At 60.8% G+C, this 19,158-nt stretch carries 11 protein-coding genes and 2 pseudogenes; 8 read left to right on the forward strand and 5 right to left on the reverse strand.

Going from position 1 to position 19,158, the window contains the following annotated elements; genetic code table 11:
• Positions 1-410 precede the first annotated feature (410 nt).
• Positions 411-992, forward strand: a complete 582-nt coding sequence (locus tag N5D91_RS14515; protein ID WP_180854284.1) for a hypothetical protein — start codon at positions 411-413, stop codon at positions 990-992.
• 12 nt (positions 993-1,004) lie between these two features.
• On the opposite strand, the gene N5D91_RS14520 is transcribed toward N5D91_RS14515, so the two are convergent.
• Positions 1,005-1,907 (reverse strand): WYL domain-containing protein, encoded by a 903-nt coding sequence (locus N5D91_RS14520; RefSeq protein WP_258011529.1) that lies wholly within the window; start codon positions 1,905-1,907, stop codon positions 1,005-1,007.
• A 110-nt stretch (positions 1,908-2,017) separates the two neighbouring features.
• Between N5D91_RS14520 and N5D91_RS14525 the strand changes: the two genes are divergently transcribed.
• The 6 genes and pseudogenes from N5D91_RS14525 (at position 2,018) to N5D91_RS14550 (ending at position 12,614) form a co-directional block, all read left to right on the forward strand.
• The gene (locus N5D91_RS14525; RefSeq protein ID WP_180854283.1) at positions 2,018-3,193 is read left to right on the forward strand and encodes a metallohydrolase; all 1,176 of its coding nucleotides are present in this window, start codon (positions 2,018-2,020) and stop codon (positions 3,191-3,193) included.
• A 68-nt stretch (positions 3,194-3,261) separates the two neighbouring features.
• Complete coding sequence (locus N5D91_RS14530; RefSeq protein ID WP_180854282.1) at positions 3,262-5,442, forward strand: ThiF family adenylyltransferase; 2,181 nt, start codon at positions 3,262-3,264, stop codon at positions 5,440-5,442.
• A gap of 326 nt (positions 5,443-5,768) precedes the next feature.
• Positions 5,769-6,623: pseudogene (locus N5D91_RS14535) on the forward strand (PA0069 family radical SAM protein); the annotation flags it as partial.
• 349 nt (positions 6,624-6,972) lie between these two features.
• Positions 6,973-10,074, forward strand: coding sequence for a DUF6531 domain-containing protein (locus tag N5D91_RS14540; protein ID WP_239496510.1), 3,102 nt, complete (start codon positions 6,973-6,975; stop codon positions 10,072-10,074).
• 15 nt (positions 10,075-10,089) lie between these two features.
• Positions 10,090-12,252, forward strand: a complete 2,163-nt coding sequence (locus N5D91_RS14545) for an RHS repeat-associated core domain-containing protein (RefSeq protein ID WP_180854281.1) — start codon at positions 10,090-10,092, stop codon at positions 12,250-12,252.
• On the forward strand, positions 12,249-12,614 hold the full coding sequence (locus N5D91_RS14550) for a hypothetical protein (RefSeq protein WP_162621978.1): 366 nt from the start codon (positions 12,249-12,251) through the stop codon (positions 12,612-12,614). The genes N5D91_RS14545 and N5D91_RS14550 overlap by 4 nt, the downstream gene beginning before the upstream one ends.
• 10 nt (positions 12,615-12,624) lie before the next feature.
• Here the strand turns inward: N5D91_RS14550 and N5D91_RS14555 are convergent.
• The 4 genes and pseudogenes from N5D91_RS14555 to N5D91_RS14570 form a co-directional block, all read right to left on the reverse strand.
• Positions 12,625-12,855: pseudogene (locus N5D91_RS14555) on the reverse strand (hypothetical protein); the annotation flags it as partial.
• A 695-nt stretch (positions 12,856-13,550) separates the two neighbouring features.
• Positions 13,551-14,261, reverse strand: a complete 711-nt coding sequence (locus N5D91_RS14560; RefSeq protein ID WP_180854280.1) for a 2OG-Fe(II) oxygenase — start codon at positions 14,259-14,261, stop codon at positions 13,551-13,553.
• Positions 14,262-14,369: 108 nt separating this feature from the next.
• A complete protein-coding gene (locus N5D91_RS14565; RefSeq protein WP_180854279.1) occupies positions 14,370-15,386 on the reverse strand; it encodes a class 1 fructose-bisphosphatase in 1,017 nt (338 codons plus the stop codon).
• Positions 15,387-15,651: 265 nt separating this feature from the next.
• Complete coding sequence (locus tag N5D91_RS14570) at positions 15,652-16,854, reverse strand: amino acid aminotransferase (RefSeq protein WP_180854278.1); 1,203 nt, start codon at positions 16,852-16,854, stop codon at positions 15,652-15,654.
• A gap of 171 nt (positions 16,855-17,025) precedes the next feature.
• On the opposite strand from N5D91_RS14570, the gene N5D91_RS14575 reads away from it, so the two are divergent.
• Positions 17,026-19,116, forward strand: a complete 2,091-nt coding sequence (locus N5D91_RS14575) for a TonB-dependent receptor (RefSeq protein WP_180854277.1) — start codon at positions 17,026-17,028, stop codon at positions 19,114-19,116.
• Positions 19,117-19,158: the final 42 nt, after the last annotated feature.

The following is a 19,158-nucleotide window of genomic DNA, read 5'->3' on the forward strand; positions in this document are numbered from 1 at the left end:
TTTCAAGCTGCGAAACACTAAGGATGCACTGCGTTGAAAGCGAGCCTTCCTCCAGTTGGCACGCGGCGAGCGGTACGCATGGCTACCACTGGTCGGCGCCAGCCCCCTACAACGCCGGGCATGGCTTGATGGCCCACAGCGCTTACCAACCAGGCGCCCCGCCCAAGCACCGGCGCATCTCGGCCGGCTACTCCTGGAAGGATCGACAGGGGAGGCGGAGGTTGACCCCGGAGGCATGGGTTATACCTTGGGGACAGATCCCGGGCACTCTACATACATCCCCTATCGGGAAGGCATAATCTAGTCGGGGAAGGAGATCTCGACCACCTGCTAATCTAGTCGACGGGGAGAATGAGGTGTCTGCAAAAGGAGGACTGCTTAGGTGGATCGGGGCCTTTGTAGCTTTCGATATGGCGCTGCTGACATATGCACTGACGCCCGATTGGCGGTGGGGTGCCGCCGAGCCGAAAATGATCATCGGCGGGCTGACGACAGTGCTGTCGCCCCCGATGCTGTACATGATGACGTCAGTGTTGTCACCGGAGCTGAAGGCGGCGATCGTCTTCTGGAAAACTAGGTATCACTTGCCTGGCTATTCGGCATTCTCGAGGCACCTGAAGGAGGATTCGAGAATAGACGCCGACGCAGTTGCGGCACGACGGGGTCCTCTTCCGTCGGACCCGGATGCCCAGCAACGCCTTTGGTACAAGATTTACCGCGACCATCGCAATGATGAGGCGGTCCTTGATGCCAATCGCCGCTATCTCACATTCCGGGATCTGGCAGTAGTCTCACTCATGGTGACCGTGGCGGCTCCCATCACGCTCACTGTCTTTGATCTCGGCTTCGCCCGCGGTCCCGTTGCTGCAGTTTTCTGTCTTCAGTACCTTGGCGCTAGTGTCGTGGCCCGCGTAGCCGGTGTCCGTCTGGTTCGAACTGTTCTAGCCATTGAGGGAACCCAGCCAGGTTCCGCTGCTCCTGGCGCGGCATGATCGCCCCCCCATCTACCGCTCCGGCCGCACAATGGTGGGGAGGTAGGTTGCCAGTTCAGCGCGATTGGCGAGGACGATCTGCTGCGATTTTGCGGATTCGTTCTCCTGCTCCTTGAGACCCAAGCGTGCCAGCAAGTAGTAGCCCATAGCCTGTCTGCACCTCAACTTCAATCTTCCGTCTGACATGCCGTAATCCAGTTCAATAACTCGCCGCGCGCCCTCAGAGAGCGCGGGGTTAGGGGCTATCTCGACATCGATTATGCGGTTCCATTGTTCGTCGCCACTGATCGCGGCTTGAGCGTTTCCAGATGGCATGGCCGTCAAGATTCGGGCGAAGAGGAAGTCGCGGTAGTCCTTGCGCAGGTGACAGTAGGCTCGGATGTGCCATCGAAACCCGTCGTACGCCAACGCTAAGGGAGAGACACACCTTACATCTGGCTCAGCACGCGCCATGGTCTGGTAGGTGATCTCCAGAGCCTTAGCGGACTGAATTGCAGCCAAGGTCTCCCGTAGAAGACCGACATCGACCCGGCGGGCCGGGAAGCTCACAATCTCCGAAGGCGGCGGATTGCCTAAGAAACTTAGATCGGGGCTCAGCAAGCCAGTGGTGATGGCATGCAGCTCTGCTAGATATCGGGCGCTCGATCCTTCGGTAAAGATTGGCGTATAGGTCGGCATTGCCACATACGCGCGTTCCTTGGCGTCGTACTTTGCATTCTGGGGCGCGCGTGCAGCGTATTCAGCAAAATCCAGCGTTGCCTGAGGGGGCGAGATTTTGAAGAACTCCACGAGGTCGGAACGATTGACCTTCCCCCCCCACAAGAGTCGGGAGTCAATGAACTCTAGCCGGCGGGCCTGTCCCCAACGTTCTTTGCGGCCAGAACTTCCTTTCAAGTCATTGAATTTATTGGACATCTATGAAATTCCCGATGGCGGCCACTATTTTTTATGACCTCGTAGTTTTTCGTAGTATAGTGCGTCCAATGGCCACCGGGGGGTGGCCAACACGATGAGGCGTAACTCGAATGAGCAACATCACGTTCTTCCCGGTCGACTGCGGTGACATGACCCTGATCCGCCTCGCGGATGCTGCGGTCAGCTCTATCCTGATTGACGTTAACATCCGCGCCGCGGCGGACGATGCTGACGACACTTCGGTACGTGATGTGGCTTCGGATCTGCGAGCCAGGCTGCAGCGGGATGGACTTGGCCGACCCTATGTAGACGTCTTCATGTTGAGTCACCCCGACAAGGACCACTGTCTCGGCCTAGCCCGTCATTTCTATCTGGGGCCGATCGAGGACTATCCTGATGACAAGAAAGCTGACAAGGACAAGCGGATTGTTATACGTGAAATCTGGTCGTCTCCGTTGGTCTTCCGCCGTCGTTCAAAGGACCATGTTCTTTGCGACGACGCCTTGGCCTTCAATCGCGAGGCAAAGCGGCGGGTAACCCAGTACCGCCATGGTCTAGGGAACAAGGACGGTGAGCGTGTACTTCTGATGGGTGAGGACGTTGACGGCAAGACGGACGATCTCGCCCCTATCGTCATCAAACCTGGCAGCACCTTCAGCCGCATTAATGGTGCTAATAGTTCCTACTTTGAGGCAACGCTGCTCGCGCCCATCCTCTGCGACGACCCGGACATTGTTGAGGAGCTGAAGAAGAACAATTCCAGCATCGTCATCAACTTCGCGTTGGAATCCGTCGAGGCCGGACGCCCCCGCTGCAAGTTCCTGTCTGGCGGTGATGCGGAGGTTTACGTATGGGAGCTTCTCTGGACTGAGTATGGGAAGAGCGGTGCGCTGCAGTACGACCTTCTTCAGGCACCACACCATTGCTCGTGGCATTCGCTGTCATGGGATAGCTGGTCCGAAAAGGGCGAGAAGGCCCAAGTGTCCCCTGAAGCGCGAGCTGCCCTGGGTCAGGCGAAGACAGGTGCCGTGATTGTGGCTAGCTCAAAGCGGATCCTGGATGACAAGAATGATCCGCCGTGCATTCGCGCTAAGAGGGAGTACGAGAGCATCCTGGCTGCTGTGGGTGGAAAATTCATGTGCACCGGAGAGTATCCGCAGTACTGGGAGCAGACTCCGCTGGATCTCCAGGTTTCATTCGGGGCAGTCCGAGTCAGGAAGGCAGGCGCAGGCTCTTCTACGGTAGCGGCACTGGCTGCCGCGCCGCGTGCGGGCAGCCCTCAGTGACTTCAGATTTTCTCGACTGGGGGGTCATCATCCCCAAAGATGAGGCTGATCCATTCCGCGATAGCCGCATGCAAGCCCTCCTCAGGGCCTGCAATGCACATGCGGATATCAATGTTGTGGAGCTGAGACGGCTTGAACACCCATTCGTTGCAGAGATCATAGTGGCCGATGTTGGTGATGGCGCCGTGTCCCCCGGGAACGACGCAGGGATTCACCGCATCGAACGAATGGCACTTCTTTACCGAACTGGTGCCCGATTCCCATTCGAAGCTCGACCTCTCAGGAAGAGCTTTCCGAGAGCGCTGCATCAGTACTCCACGGGCGACCAAGGACCGCCGTCTCTCTGCATTATGGAGGGAGACTGGGAGCTTGCGGAACACAGGTTCACGCCAGAAGCGCTACTCGAGACCCTTCTAGCCTGGCTGGAAAAGACGGCAGATGGGACGATTCATGGGGCCGACCGCGGCTTGGAGCCTGTCTTCTACAGCCTTGGGCAGTGCCTAATGCTCCCGCCGGACTTTGCGGAGGCTTTGAGCGATCCGTCCAAGGAGCTTGCTTTGATGGACGCGTGGGAGTGGGAACGCGGAGTGACATATCGCACGCGCATTGTCGCGTCCGCTTCTCCGGCACGGGCGCCTCATCGCATACTCATCATGGATGCCGCCCCAATCGCGCACCTGCCACTCTCCTCGCCGCCGTCATCGCTTGGCAGTCTTGAAGAGCTGCTTGTTGCTAAGGGAAGCTCGCTGATGCCGGGACTGGCCAAATCCGTTCAAGAGGCTTTCCGGCGATGCTGCAACGCCAACGTCCAGCCGGGTCAGGGGCGAATCATCTTGATCGTTCGTCTTCCGCGGCTAAGAGACGGTGAAGTTGTGAGCATCGACTCGATGGGCTTCAGAATCGATTGTGACCTGGTCGCGCTAGGGCTAAAAATACAGGCACTTGGCCGGTACGGAGAGAACGATACAGTCCAGCCAGTCCTTATACTTGGAGAGGGACCAAGGTGGCCAGAGAAGGGTTGGCAAGATATCGAGGTGCTGCACATCGACGTCAGCCGCAGTCTTGATCGAGACGAGGCGAAGCGATGGTCGGGAATTGAAAACGGTGAGTTCCGCGGCGTAATTGCAGGCGTGGGCGCCCTGGGAAGTGCCCTAATCGATATATGGTCCCGCTCCGCATGGGGCCACTGGGACTACATTGATCCCGACGTTCTGGCTCAGCACAACGTCGTCCGGCATGTCGGCACCCAAGATCAGGTTGGGCTACCAAAAGTCGAAGTTGCCAAACGCCATGCGCGGCGGACGCTCGGGTTTGCCGACCCAGATGTGAAAGCGTTGCAGAATCGGGCCTCGGACCTTGATACAGAGCCGGTACACGCGTGCCTGAAGCGTGGCGATCTCCTCATCGATGCATCAACAACCATCCAGGTAACTAGGGCGTGGTCTGGAGCGGACCTACCTCGAGGTATGGCAGCCTTCTTGACGCCGTCGGGAGATGGCTGCGTGCTTCTTGCTGAGGATAGCGCGCAGGAGATCAGAGGCGCATCGCTTGAGGCCCAGTACTACAGGGCGATCATCCAGCAAGATTGGGGAGCAGTGCATCTCGAAGCAAAGGGTCGCCCACTTCGAAGTGGGGCGGGCTGTCGCGATGTCTCTGTCGTCCTGGGCTACGACCAGGTGCTGCGAAGTGCATCATTGCTTGCAAGGCAGATCAGGAATAGGTCAATGCTTTCCGGTGCAAGTATCGATGTATGGGAGTCTTCGAGCGACGGCAGCATTCGTCACATTGAGGTGGCGGCCAGACGAACCTTTTCGAAAAAGGTCGGAGACTGGGAGATTTTCTGGGACGAAGGTCTCTGCGAACAACTCCTGGGGGAACGAGCCAACTCGCTTCCACTCGAAACCGGAGGAATCCTTCTGGGCGTCGTCGATTTCAAGCTCAACACAATCCATCTCGTGGACGGCCGTCCCGCGCCAAGGGACAGTGTGTCAACTGAGACGGACTTCCAGTGCGGTAGCTACGGCGTGCAGGAAGACATCAATGAGGCTCAGCGACGAACAGCCGGTATGGTCCTTTGGATAGGTGCTTGGCATTCGCACCCCAAGGGCGTGAACGCAGTTCCCAGCATCCAAGATCAGGACCTTCTGTCACATCTCTGCACAAGGCTGGGTGCGCACGGATTACCCGCGGTGATGCTCATCGCCGGCGAGAATGGCATCGACGTATTCCTGCAGGTGAAAGGGACGTAGATCGTTTTACGTGCGGACGAGTTCCCATATCTACTGTCGCTCACTCCAATCCACATTGTCTGCGTGATCCAGCCTGCGCCAAGGTCAGGCATCGTATGAGGTGGTTCCATACTTCAGCCGGCGAGGATGGGTCTTCCGGCTCCCTCGGCCTGCAAGCATCGCTGAATCCCCTGAGCCCCTGCCGGACGCGCTCTAGGCGCTAACCGGCGCTCAATTGCCTCAGGCTACAAGGCGAAGTACTGCTGTCGCTCCGCTAGGCTTAACGGAAAATCTCTTGTGGGCCGACGATGCAGTGAGCACTTTTCTCCGAACACATATAGTGTTGCTGCTCCTACTGCTTCGCGCGCCCCTCGCATGCCTATCTGAACCTGTCGCCAGGCTTGGACTTCGAGACCAAGCTGTTCGCCAAGACCAATGCGCCGCAACTGCTGCGCAAGGAGCTGTCGAAGCCGGGTTACGTGCCGCAGCCGATTGCGCTGGGCATCAACACCGATGCGTACCAGCCGATCGAGCGCAAGTTCAAGCTGACCCGCCAACTGATCGAAGTGATGCTGGAGACCAAGCATCCTTTCTCGCTGATCACCAAGAACGCACTGGTCGAGCGCGACATCGATCTGCTTGCACCGCTGGCCGCGGAGAACCTGGTCAGCGTGCATTTCTCGGTGACCTCGCTGGACCCGCACCTCTCCGCGAAGCTGGAGCCGCGCGCGTCAGCGCCGCATGCACGGCTGCGTGCGATGAAGCGTCTGCATGAAGCTGGCATTCCGGTGGGCGTGATGGTGGCGCCGGTGATTCCGTGGATCAACGACAGCGAACTGGAAGCCGTGCTGGAGGCTGCACACGATGCCGGTGCCAGCACCGCAGGCTACGTGCTGCTGCGCCTGCCACTGGAAGTGGCACCGCTGTTCCGCGATTGGCTGGATACGCATCATCCCGATCGCGCCGCACACGTGATGAGCACGATCCAGCAACTGCGCGGCGGCAAGGACTACGACAGCCAGTTCGGCACGCGCATGCGTGGCCAGGGCGTGTATGCGGAGCTGTTGAACAACCGCTTCAAGCTGGCACGCAAGCGGTTGGGCTTCAATGCGCAGAACAGCCATTGGCCGAAGCTGGATTGCAGCCGGTTCCAGAAGCCGCTGCCGCCGCGCAAGGACTCGCCGCAGGGTTCGTTGTTCTGAGGCAACCATCGGCGGGACCGATCACATTCAGCCGGATGACAGCGATGCGATGTACTTCGCAGTATCGGCGACCGACATTCGCGGACGCGCACTTCTGCGCTGTTCAATCCGCTGAACATCAGATTACTATTCATGCCCCTGAACCACTTGTTCAGGCGCGAGTTGGCACTGATCCAGAAATTCAAGGAACACCAAGAGCATGAAGCTCCGTTCGACAAGTACGTCTGTTACCGCCCTTCTGTTGATCCCATTGATGGTGACAAGTACCTGTTGGGTCCCTGTCGCTTCTGCGAGGAAGGCAACTCACGTCTATCTCCAGAATAACAATGGCAGTTCCGACGCCAAGGACATGGACAGGATCACCGTCACCCATACACGTGGCCCGGCGATCGGATCATCGGGTGTAATCTCCATCGGCCGAGGCGTCACCTACCACTCCGATATCTCCATGCCTGCCAAAACGGCGCTGGAACAGCAAACGGATGATCGCCGTGACGACTGCAGTGAGCGCAAGGGCAATCCTGTCGTGCTCTATACCGGCAACAAGGTAGAGATCGAGCGCGACTTCACCGTCAATGGGGAAATGGGCCTGTTCCTCGAGCGCACCTACAATCACCACTGGAGCGCTGCGGGCCTGTTCGGCAATCACTGGATCAGCAACTTCGACTACAGCCTGGCGTTCTCCAACGCGCAGAAGACGGCGTGGGCACAGCGCCCGGATGGCCGACGCATCAAGCTGATCTGGAATGAGGCCCAAGCGCGATGGAACGAGGATCGTGCCAAGCCGATCGCGTACCTGGTGAAGAACAGCGATGGAAGTTTCACGCTGAACAACGAAGAGCTTGGAATCGAGCGCTACAACACAGACGGCTACATAACCGAACTCCGTAACGAGCAAGGTGTGTACTGGAGCTTTGCCTACATCAACAAGTATCTGCAGACGGTCACCCACTCGTCAGGTCGCAGCATCCAGTTCACGTGGAACAATGGTCTGCTGACTCAGGCCAAGGACCCGGCTGGGAATGTCTACCAGTATGGCTATACCGCCGACGTGTTCGGAGCGGGCCGCGCCCGCCTTGCCAGCGTAACGTTGCCAGGTGCGCCGCAGACGACCATTACCTATCACTATGAAGACGCGCGCTATCTGGGGGGATTCACCGGAAAATCCTATAACGGCGTGCGGTACTCCACCTTCGCATACGATGCCAACAAGCGAGCGACGCTGTCGGAGCATGCCGGTGGGATAGAGCGGCATACCTTCAGCTACCTGGTCGAGAGCAGTGCGCCGGTGGCAGCACCTCCTGCGCCTGCCCGGCCGGGCGGTGTCCGCGGCAGCGAAGAGACCGGGTGGTGTGAGTACAACCCACGCCAGGGTCAGATCTGCATTCAACCCCGCTCGCTGCCGGGTGGTCCGATCCAACTTGCTGCACGTAGCGGGTCACAGAGCACGCTTCTGGCGGCAACGGATGACCGGACACGTCCGGTCAAGCTGAAAGTCAGCGAGACCAACCCACTGGGACGTACCACCACGTATGCCTACGAGGATGGTCGTCAGGTGTCGGTGACCGGAAGCCGGTCATCGACCTGCCCTGCGAGCTACAAGGAGCGAACGTACGATGCCAACGGAAACCCGGACATCGTTCATGACTTCGTCGACAACATCACCGACTTCGACTACAGCCCCGAAGGCAACCTGTTGAAGAAAAGCGAGGCCGTTGGAAGCTCGGCCGAACGCGCCACGCTCTATCAATGGGACGCGGCAGGACGTCATTTGCTGAAAGAAACGCTTGTCGGCGATGGCGAAACCACCTTCACCTACGATGGCAGAGGCAACGTCAGCTCTGCGACGATACGAAATTTGACGGCGGTGGGTGTAAACGGCCAAGCAAGAACCACACATTACACCTACACCTATCACGCTAACGGGCTGACGGCTTCCATCAAAGAGGATGGTCCTCTGGCACAGGACGACATCACGTCCACATTCGATGCGAAGGGAGATCTGTCCAGCGTCACCAATGCATTGGGACACAAGGTGACGTACTCGGCCTACAACGAACTGGGCTTGCCGGGTCGCATTACCGGTATCAATGGTGACGTCCGTGAAATTACCTATGACGCTCGTGGGCGTGTGTTGACGGATCGAATCAATACGGGCTCGGGTTGGGCCACGACGACGACGACCTACAACGCGACCGGCGACATCGCCAGCGTAACCACACCTGTTGGAATCAGGACCCAGTACAGCTACGACGCAGGACGTCGACTGCTGACCGAAGTGTATCCACTGGGCAATGGCACCTGGTCATGGACGCGCCATAGCTACGATACGGCTTCAAACCGCACCCGCACTGAGAAAGCCTTCACCGACTATGCCGGTGACAGCATGGTCAAGGGCGTCGTCGATGGCGTCATCCACGATACACAGTGGAACTGGTTCGTCAGCGGTTGGGCGTGTTCAACGGGTTCACGGAGCTCCATTCTGGTAGACGCGTATGCAGATGGTGGTGTGTACCTTGGAGGTTCGCAGGCAAACCTGGCGAGTGAGCCTGGCGTCGCAGCGGAGTGCGGTACCAGTGGAACGAGCTATCGGTTCGAGATTCCACTGACGCTGGCCAACCGGCAGAAGCTGGGGGATCGCAAGATCGTGGTGTACGGCGTCTCGCCGCTTGGCAGCAGCAGCAATCGTTCGCTGGGCAACTCGGGAGTATTTGCAATACCCAGCGCAAACATCACCGGAGATATCGGAGGTGTTGTGCAGGATGCCGGTTGGAACTACACCGTCGAAGGCTGGGCATGTTCGATCGGTGTGGATGCGTCGATCGACGTGCACGTATACGCGGGTGGAGCAGCGGGCGGCGGTACCTACGTGGCGAGTGCACGCGCGAATCATGCCTCTGATGCGAACATTGCCAACGCGTGTCAAGCGCAGGGCCGTGCTTACTACTTCCGTGTACCCCTGGATGCAGGCATGCGCGCTTCCCATGGGGGAAAGAGCATCTACATCCATGGCATCTCCCCCGTCGGCGGCCACAATCTCACCATCAATCGATCAGGTGCCTTCTCCATTCCGGCCATCACACGGACCGCCGACCTCGTCACTGCTTCTGCTGCGCCCACGCATATCTTCAATGGCCAGTCATCGAGCGTGACCTTCCAGTTCCGCAATACCGGCAATGTCATCTGGACTCCTGGCGACACCTACATGGTGCTCAAGACTCTGCGCACCAGCGATGCCATCGGGCTTTCAGGTCCGGTAGCGCCTGGCGCGGTCGCAACGTTCACCGTGAATGTTGCGCCGGTGAACAGTGGTAGTGGCGTGGCTCAGTTCCAGTACCTGGGTCAGCTGGCGTCGGGGCCTACTGCCTGGGGCCCACAAGGCCAGGTAACCGTGAGAGCAGAGAACGACAAGGGCAGTTGCAACCCGAAATTCTGTGAAGAACCGCGCTAAGGAAAGCCCAGGAACATGTCGAGCATCGCTTTGGCCCTGATAGGGCTCAATACCATTGTTTCCGCAGTGAACTACGAGTATGACGAGCTGGGACGGCTTGTAGCCGAGCGAACCGATCAAGGGCGGAACATCCGTTACGCCTACGATCTGGAGGATCGTCTGATCCAGACGACCGATTCACAGAATCGTGTGACGAAGTTTTCCTATGATCCTCGTGGACGCCTTCTGGTTCAGACCGACGCCAATGGAGGAACGACGCGCCTTGCCTATGACAAGGGAGATCGTCTCACCTCCGTCATCGATCCTCGTGGATTGACAACGACCTATCAAACGGACGGATTCGGGCAACTATGGGCGCAGAACAGCCCCGATACGGGGCGAACCGACCATGAGTACAGCGCGGCCGGTCAGCGGATCGCGACAGTGCGCAGCGATGGTAGTTCGATTGGCTATGGCTATGATGGTCTCGGCCGTTTGATTTCCCAGAATGCGGAAGGTCAGCAACAGACCTACGCCTATGACAACTGCCTCAATGGCAAGGGGCGGCTGTGCTCGCATGCCGCACCGGGTACCAGTGCTCGATTCACTTACTCCCCGCAGGGACAACTGGTGAGCCGAACGGACCAGACCGGGCTGGCAGGCAAGGTCAGCGAAAGTACGGTCAGCTATACGTACGACGGCATCGGAAGGAACAGCACCATTACCTATCCCGATGGAGCCGTTGCCAAGTACGTCTACAGCAGCCTTGGCTACCCGTACTCACTTTCACTGACCAAGGGCGCCGTGACCCAAGAGATCATCGGTGCGAGCGAATACACCGCACTCGGCACGCTTCAACGCATGCCCTATGGCAACGGACTGGTGCAGAGTTACGCACTGGATGCGTCCGGCAGGTTGGAGGCCAAGGCCGTGCGCAACCAGCAGACCACCGCGTTGAGCCGCACTTCGTATCGCTACAACGGTGACAATGAGATCGTTGGGATCAGTGACGATGTGACCGCTAACCTCAGCCAGACACTGGGCTATGACGGCCTGGGGCGGTTGAGCACGCTGGCGCGCTCTGGTGTTACCTATACGCTCAGCCACGACGCGGGTGGGAACTACACTGCGCTCAATGCCGCGACGGAAGCAACGCGCTATGCCATTGATGCGAAGAGCAACCGCATGCTGGAGTTCACCAACCAGGATGGAACCCGCACCTATCAGTATGATGCGCTCGGAAACCGCATCAGCGAAACGTCCGGTAGTCGCGTCTCCACCTTCACCTATGGTCCATTCAACCGCATGGTGCAGAGCAGTGTTGGTGGGCAGCGTACGGACTATCTGCTCAATGCGCAGGGCCAGCGCGTGGGTAAGAGCGGCGCAAGCTCAGTCAGCCGCTTTTTCTACGCTGGACAGAACCAGCTGCTGTCCGAGCAGACGGGAACAACCTGGACGAACTATCTGTGGTTCGGGGGCGAGCTGGTCGGTATCGACCGCAATGGCGCGGTCAGTTTCGTGCACAACGACCACCTTGGCCGACCTGAGTATGCGACCAACAAGGCCCAGCAGGTGGTGTGGAAGGCGTACAACTACGCATACGGTCGCAGCGTTCTGAAGGACGAAATCGGCGGCCTGAACATCGGTTTCCCGGGGCAGTACTACGATGGTGAAAGTGGGCTCTGGTACAACGGATTCCGCGACTACGACGCGAGTGCGGGACGGTATGTGCAGAGTGATCCGATTGGGTTGGCGGGGGGGATGAATACGTACTCCTACGTTGCGGGAAATCCAGTTAGCTACATTGATCCGCTCGGATTGGCCCCTGCTTCGGGTGCGATGGCGGATTGCTTGGAGATGATATTTGGCCAGTCAGTTGCAAAGGTAAATATCCGCAACAAGGCTGTTGTTAAGAATGACTTCGTCACAACTCGTAAGAACTCGATTAGGCTTCCATCGTCTGTTTCTACAGAGGATTTCTTCGCCGACCATAGTTTGGTTCTACATGAGTACTATCATGTGCTTCAGCAGTGGAACACTGGTGAGTTGACGCGAGCCGGCTATCTTGCTGAGGTAGCGCGCTCCAGATCGTGGGAGCAAGGCAACAGGTTTGAGGATGCAGCGATAGCTTTTTCCAAGAGCCATGCCCAGGCTCTGAAGGAATGCCTGCAGCAGCAGACCGAGGAATGTGCCGAATGAAAATGAATCTTTCAGCCGCATTGAGTGTGCTGATTATGTCGGGTTGCTCGACTATCGGTGGAGATATGGTCATCCGAGTGTCGGGGTCGATACCATCATCTTCGACCACATCCCAGCAGGAGAAAGAATGTCAGTTGGAAATGATCTCTGCTGAGACCGGAGACATTCTGAGCTCCAAAGGTGTACGAAGCGAGTTCTCCACGATAATGATGGTTGTCTCAGGACAAAAACCGAAGAATTATTATTTCTCTGCTAAATGCAGTGATGGCAGGCTCTTCCGTTCAGAAGATGTTGCCGTTAGTAGTCGTCGTTCGTACAGCAGGGCGTTCGATCTTGGATCCCTTACCGAAGAATCGCCTTGATCGCATAATCTCATCGACCCAATAAATGGACTGACAGGGGCTTGCGCGGCGCGAAGGCACCAAACAACTGGGACAGGATCCGGTCGGTGGCGATGAACTTGTCGCGACCCTGCGGACGGTTGCCGCGATGAGCGAGGGTGAATGCAGCCGGCGCGGTTAGTTGGCTGCCGGTGCGCGGTGCGATCCTGCGGCCTTGGAACCGGATATCTCTGGGAAGTGGACTGTGCCAACAAGGCTGGTAATCACGCTTTTCCTCGGATTGATTTGCAGCGCGTGCGCATCGCTTTCTGGAAGCCAGAGATCAAGCAGCTTCTTTGTCTGGAATGCCAATTCTGATGTGGCTTGCTGTGAAAGGCCTGACTACAGGGAAGTTTCACTTGCGTGCCACCGGATTGTTGATGGTGACAATGTCGTAGTGGCGTTGCGCGAGTACACAGCGGCCAAGGTTGAGAATGAAAGATACAGGAAGCTGACATTGATCCTTCCCCCGAATCTGGCGGAGGGCGATGTCTTCAGTTTGTCGGAGGGTGATACCAGAGCGTTCTACAGCACTGGTCTTAGCCTGAGACCTGGCAGCACTGGATGCTACGGAAAGGCTGTTTCAGGTAGCGTCGAGATCGTCAGGAAATCCAACCAAAGATCTGATGCGGGTTCGCATCAACGCACGCTTTGATCTCGATAGCCCAGCAGGCTGGAAGGACCACTGCAAGATGCGCGAGTTCAGTTACGAATTGAATGCCATTCAGAGATCGCTGGGTCAGCTGGATGCATGGGAGGGAGTGCCAGCACCTGGGGATTCTCTTATCAGCGAGGGCAGCCCGGGTAGCGGTCTGCCTTAAGGGATAGCACCAACCGCTCGCGCCACGGCACAGGGTCTGGCCGGCGTGCTCCATGATTCAAACGCGGGTGCTGAGATCATCGAGTGACCAGCTTGTATCAACCACCCCCAAACAGCTTCTGCGCACTCTGGAACAGGATCCAGCTGGTCGCGATGAACTTGTCGCCGCCCTGTGGCCGATTGCCACGATGGGTATGAGTAAACGCCGTCGGCGCAATCAGCAGGCTGCCGGTGCGTGGTGCGATCTTCCGCCCCTGGAACAGGAACTCGGTTTCGCCCTCTTCGAATTCGTCGTTGAGGTACAGCGTCCACAACACGTGCCGGTGCAGGGTCTCGGCCTGCACATCCTTGGGGTACAGCTCGCAGTGCCAGTACGGATAACCGCCCTCGCCCGCCGCATACCACTGCAGGTTGATGGCGCCCGGGCGCAGGCAGGTGCGGGCCAGGTCGGCCAGCTGCTGCTGCGGCATGTCAGGGAAGTCCTCGGCAGACAGGCGTCGCGGTTGGCCCTTGCTGTCCTGGATCTGCAACATCAGCGGCGCGATCAACGCCTGTGGATAACGGCGTAGATAAGTCAGCAGGCCGTTGAACACCGCGTGCTGCAGCTGATGGTCGACATCCTGCCAGCCATCAAGGCCGCTGATGCGCAGATCCTTGCTGTGTTTGAGTTCCGGGAACACGCCACTGCCCACGGCACCGGGCTGCAGGCCACGCGCCGCCCGCATGCGCTCGACGATCGCCGCGCAGACCTCGCTGGGGACCGCGTTGTGGATGACCTCGATGAAATCGACCGGGCCCTGCTCGTGCATGCGTGCATTCCTTAGGCGGCAACGGCTTGATGGTGCCGTTTGCCGCCCTCGGTGTCACCCCACGGTCATGTCATCGATCTGCCATGACCGTCGTCAGGCAACCGCCAATCAGCCCTGCGCGTCGTCGTGCGCGTGGTGGTAGCGCACGGCTTCGGCCACTTCCTCGCGCGAACCCAGGAACACCGGCACGCGCTGGTGCAGCTGGTCGGGCTGGATGTCGAGGATGCGCTCGCGGCCGGTCCAGGCGGCGCCGCCGGCCTGTTCGACCAGCAGGCCCATCGGGTTGGCCTCGTACATCAGGCGCAGCTTGCCGGCCTTGGACGGATCCTTCTTGTCCCACGGGTAGATGAAGATGCCGCCGCGGGTCAGGATGCGGTGCACGTCGGCGACCATGCTGGCGATCCAGCGCATGTTGAAGTTCTTGCCGCGCGCGCCTTCCTTGCCCGCCAGCAGGTCGCCGACGTACGCCTGCATCGGCGCTTCCCAGTGGCGCTGGTTGGACATGTTGATGGCGAACTCCTGGGTGGCCGCCGGAATCTGCATGTTCTCGGTGGTGAGCACGAACTCGCCCTTCTCGCGGTCTAGGGTAAAGGCGTGGCTGCCATGGCCGACGGTCAGCACCAGCTGGGTGCTGGGCCCATAGATGCAGTAGCCGGCGGCGATCTGCTTGCTGCCCGGCTGCAGGAACGCGTCATCGCCCGGCAGTTCGACGTTGGTCGGGCAGCGCAGCACGGAGAAGATGGTGCCGACGGAGACGTTGACGTCGATGTTGGAGCTGCCATCGAGGGGATCGAACAGCAGCAGGAAATCACCGCGCGGATAGATGTCCGGCACCGGCTGGCTGTGGTCCATTTCCTCCGAGGCGCAGGCGGCGAGGTGGCCGCCCCAGGCGTTGGCCTCGAGCAGGATCTCGTTGCTGATGACGTCCAGCTTCTTCTGCGCTTCACCCTGCACGTTGCCGGTACCGGCGTCGCCGAGCACGCCACCGAGGGCGCCCTTGCTGACGGCGATGGAGATGCTGGTGCAGGCGCGGGCGACGACCGCGATCAGCTGGCGCAGGTCGGCATTGATGCGGCCGGCGTGCTGTTCCTGGATCAGGAAGCGGGTCAACGAAGTACGGGACATGGTCGGGCAGGTCTCGGCAGCGGGAAAACGCCTATTGTCGCCCGTATGGTGGGGCCGTGCGTGAGCGCGGGAAGGCGTAATCGTTTCCAGATGCGTTGCGCTGTAGAAATGGGGCACTCTGCCTCTGTAGAGCCGAGCCCGCGCTCGGCTGCGCTTCGTCCGTCATACCGCGCAAGCCGAGCGCAGGCTCGGCTCTACAGGAACCAGGATCCAAAAACAAAGGCGCCTTTCGGCGCCTTTGTCTTCAAGCTACTGGTGCGTTGCTTCAGCCCTTGGCGACGGTGGCCACGGCCTTGGCGACGTATTCCAGGTTGTTCTGGTTCAGCGCGGCCACGCAGATGCGGCCGGTGCCGACGGCGTAGATGCCGAACTCGTCGCGCAGGCGTTCGACCTGCTCACGGCTCAGACCGGAGTAGGAGAACATGCCGGCCTGTTCGTTGATGAAGCCGAACTGCGGGGCACCGGCAGCGGCCAGCTTCTCCACCAGGCCCTGGCGCAGGGCATGGATGCGCTCGCGCATCTCGGTCAGCTCCTGCTCCCACATCGCGCGCAGTTCCGGATTGGTCAGCACGCCGGCCACCAGCGCGGCACCGTGGGTGGACGGGCTGGAGTAGATGGTGCGGATCACGCGCTTGACCTGCGACTGCACGGCCTTGGCGTCAGCGGCGGTCGGCGCCACCATCGACAGCGCACCCACGCGCTCGCCATACAGCGAGAACGACTTGGAGTACGAGTTGGCGACGATGAAGCTGTCGATGCCGGCTTCGGCGATGATGCGCACGGCGGCGCCGTCCTGCTCGATGCCCTTGTCGAAGCCCTGGTAGGCCATGTCGATGAAGGGGAACAGCTGCTTCTCCTTCAGCAGCTGCGCGACCTGCCTCCACTGGGTGACCGTGAGGTCGGCGCCGGTGGGGTTATGGCAGCAGGCGTGCAGCAGCACCACGGTGCCGGTGTCCAGCTTGCCCAGGTCGGCCAGCAGGCCGTCGAAGTTGACGCCATGGGTGGTCGGGTCGAAGTAGGTGTAGTCCACCACCTCGAAGCCGGCCGCGCTGAACACGGCGCGGTGGTTTTCCCAGCTGGGGTTGCTCAGCGCAACGGTGGCGTGCGGCAGCAGCTTCTTCAGCACGTCGGCGCCGACACGCAGCGCACCGCTGCCACCGACGGTCTGTGCGGTGGTGACGCGGCCGGCGGCCAGCAGCGGCGAGTCCTTGCCGAACACCAGCTCGCGCGTGGCCTGCGTATACGCCGGCAGGCCATCGATCGGCAGGTAGCCGCGCGGTTTGGCTTCAGCGGCGAGCTGCTGCTCGATCTGCTTGACGGCGCGCAGCAGCGGAATGCGGCCGCTCTCGTCGTAGTAGATGCCCACACCCAGGTTGACCTTGGTCGGGCGGCTGTCGGCGTTGTATGCCTCGGTCAGGCCCAGGATCGGGTCGCCTGGGACCAGTTCCACGTTTGCAAAGAAGGACACGGCGGTACTCGTTCGGTAGACGGAAAGGGGGAGGAATTGCGCCACGCGGCTTACGGCTTTGGGGCCGGAAACAGCCCATCGTAACAAAGCCTGCCGGGGCTGGCCGCCGCCATCGTCATCTGCCGCCCCGTACCATGGCGTGCGTTGCCGCCCGATCCATCAACCTGAATCATGAATCCTGCCGCACGCCGCCGTTGCCTGCCGTTGTCCGCTCTGCTGCTGTCGCCATTGGCGGCCATGGCCGAGCCTGCGCCCACCGCCCTGCCCGCCGTGCAGGTGCAGGCTGCACGGGTGCCGGGCATCGGCCCGTTCGCGCTGCCGGCCAGCCAGGACACGGTCTGGATCGACGCCAGCCGTGCCGGCACCGGCGCACAGCTGTCCGAGGCGCTGGCCGGCGTACCGGGACTACTGGCGCGCGACCGGCAGAACTTCGCACAGGACACCCAGCTGTCGATCCGTGGCTTCGGTGCGCGCTCCACCTTCGGGGTGCGCGGGGTGCGGGTGTTGATCGACGGGGTGCCGGCGACCATGCCCGATGGCCAGGGCCAGCTGTCGCACGCCAGCCTGTTGGGCGCCGAACGCATCGAGGTGCTGCGCGGGCCGTTCTCGGCGCTGTACGGCAATTCCTCCGGCGGCGTGCTGCAGGTGTGGAGCGCGCAGGGCCAGGCCGGCGACCCGTGGCGGTTGCGCGTGAACGCCGGCGCCGACACCACGCTCAGTGTCGGCGCGCAGCTGAAGGGTGCCGGCCAAGCGTTGGACTACAACATCGCCGCCAACCACTTCCGCACCGATGGCTGGCGCGACCACAGCCGTGCGCGCCGCGAATCGCTCAATGCGCGCATCGGTGGTGATCTGGGCGGTGGGCGGTTGGAGCTGCTGCTCAATGCGCTGGATGCCCCCGATGCGCAGGATCCGCTGGGCCTGAGCCGCGCCCAGGTGGCGGCGGATCCGCGCCAGGCCACCGCCGTGGCGCACCAGTACAACACCCGCAAATCGGTGCGCCAGCAGCAGGCCGGTCTGCGCTGGACCCGGGAAACCGGCGCGCAGCGCTGGCAGCTGATGGGCTATGCCGGCCAGCGCACGGTGACGCAATACCTGCCGATTCCGCCGACCGCCCAGGCGAACCCGCTGCACGCTGGCGGAGTGATCGATCTGGAGGGCGGCTATGGCGGCCTGGACGCGCGCTGGGGCTGGCATGGTGACCTCGCCTGCCGACCGTTGGACCTGGTGGCCGGGCTCAGCGCAGACCGCCAGCGCCAGCACCGCACCGGCTACGAGAACTTCATCGGCAGCGCCCTCGGCGTGCGCGGGCGCCTGCGCCGCGACCAGATCGACACGGTGCAGAACGTGGACCAGTTCGCCCAGGCCTGGTGGCAGTGGAGCCCGCGCTGGTCGTTGCTGGCGGGCGTGCGCCACAGCGCGGTGCGCTTCGCGTCCGACGACCGCTACATCGTCGGTGCGAACCCCGACGACAGTGGCCGCCGCCGCTACCAGGCGACCACGCCGGTGGCAGGCGTCAGCTTCGAGGCCAACCCGCAGTGGCGGCTGCACGCCGCCGTGGGACGTGGTTTCGAGACCCCCACCTTCAACGAACTGGGCTATCGCGCCGACGGCCAGGCGGGATTGGCACTGGATCTGGCGGCGGCACGCAGCCGCAGCCTCGAGGTAGGCAGCAAGTGGCACGCACAGGATGGAACCCAGCTTGATATCAGCCTGTTCCGCGCAGATACCGACGATGAGCTGGCAGTTGCCAGCAATTCTGGTGGGCGCAGCACCTATCGCAACATCGGCCGCACCCGCCGCCAGGGTGTGGAACTGCAGTACCGACAGCCGCTGGCCGAGCAGCTGGAGCTGCAGCTGGCGTGGACCTGGCTGCAGGCGGAGGTGCGTTCGCCGTACCTGACCTCGAACACCCTGGTTGCTGCCGGCAGCCGCCTTCCCGGGGTACCGCGCCAGCAGGCCTTCGCCAGGCTGCAGTGGTCCCCCGCCGACTGGCAGTGGGCGATGGAGGCCTCGGCCAGTAGCGATACCGTGGTCAACGACGTGGCGACCGAACGTGCGCCCGGCTTTGCCCTGCTGCATCTGGAGGCCGGCCGTCGCTGGACGCTGCCGGGTGGCGAGCTGCGCGCCTTCGCACGGTTGGAGAATGTGCTGGACCAGGCCTACATCGGCTCGGTGATCGTCAATGACGGCAATGGCCGCTTCTACGAGCCGGGACCGGGACGGCGGGCCAACGTCGGCCTGCAATGGTCGTGGCGCTGAAGGGGTAGTGCCAGCCGCTGGCCGGCATCGCGCCGTGCAGGA

The organism is Stenotrophomonas sp. GD03794, from assembly GCF_029842145.1.
In the GTDB taxonomy this organism is placed as follows: domain Bacteria; phylum Pseudomonadota; class Gammaproteobacteria; order Xanthomonadales; family Xanthomonadaceae; genus Stenotrophomonas; species Stenotrophomonas riyadhensis.

Bases quoted from the DNA above. Each gene is read 5' to 3' on its own strand.
- N5D91_RS14550 (WP_162621978.1), top strand. From the start codon at position 12,249: ATGAAAATGAATCTTTCAGCCGCATTGAGTGTGCTGATTATGTCGGGT.
- N5D91_RS14530 (WP_180854282.1), top strand. From the start codon at position 3,262: ATGCAAGCCCTCCTCAGGGCCTGCAATGCACATGCGGATATCAATGTT.
- N5D91_RS14540 (WP_239496510.1), top strand. From the start codon at position 6,973: ATGGACAGGATCACCGTCACCCATACACGTGGCCCGGCGATCGGATCA.
- N5D91_RS14560 (WP_180854280.1), bottom strand. From the start codon at position 14,261: ATGCACGAGCAGGGCCCGGTCGATTTCATCGAGGTCATCCACAACGCG.
- N5D91_RS14575 (WP_180854277.1), top strand. From the start codon at position 17,026: ATGAATCCTGCCGCACGCCGCCGTTGCCTGCCGTTGTCCGCTCTGCTG.
- N5D91_RS14545 (WP_180854281.1), top strand. From the start codon at position 10,090: ATGTCGAGCATCGCTTTGGCCCTGATAGGGCTCAATACCATTGTTTCC.
- N5D91_RS14525 (WP_180854283.1), top strand. From the start codon at position 2,018: ATGAGCAACATCACGTTCTTCCCGGTCGACTGCGGTGACATGACCCTG.
- N5D91_RS14520 (WP_258011529.1), bottom strand. From the start codon at position 1,907: ATGTCCAATAAATTCAATGACTTGAAAGGAAGTTCTGGCCGCAAAGAA.
- N5D91_RS14565 (WP_180854279.1), bottom strand. From the start codon at position 15,386: ATGTCCCGTACTTCGTTGACCCGCTTCCTGATCCAGGAACAGCACGCC.
- N5D91_RS14515 (WP_180854284.1), top strand. From the start codon at position 411: ATGGCGCTGCTGACATATGCACTGACGCCCGATTGGCGGTGGGGTGCC.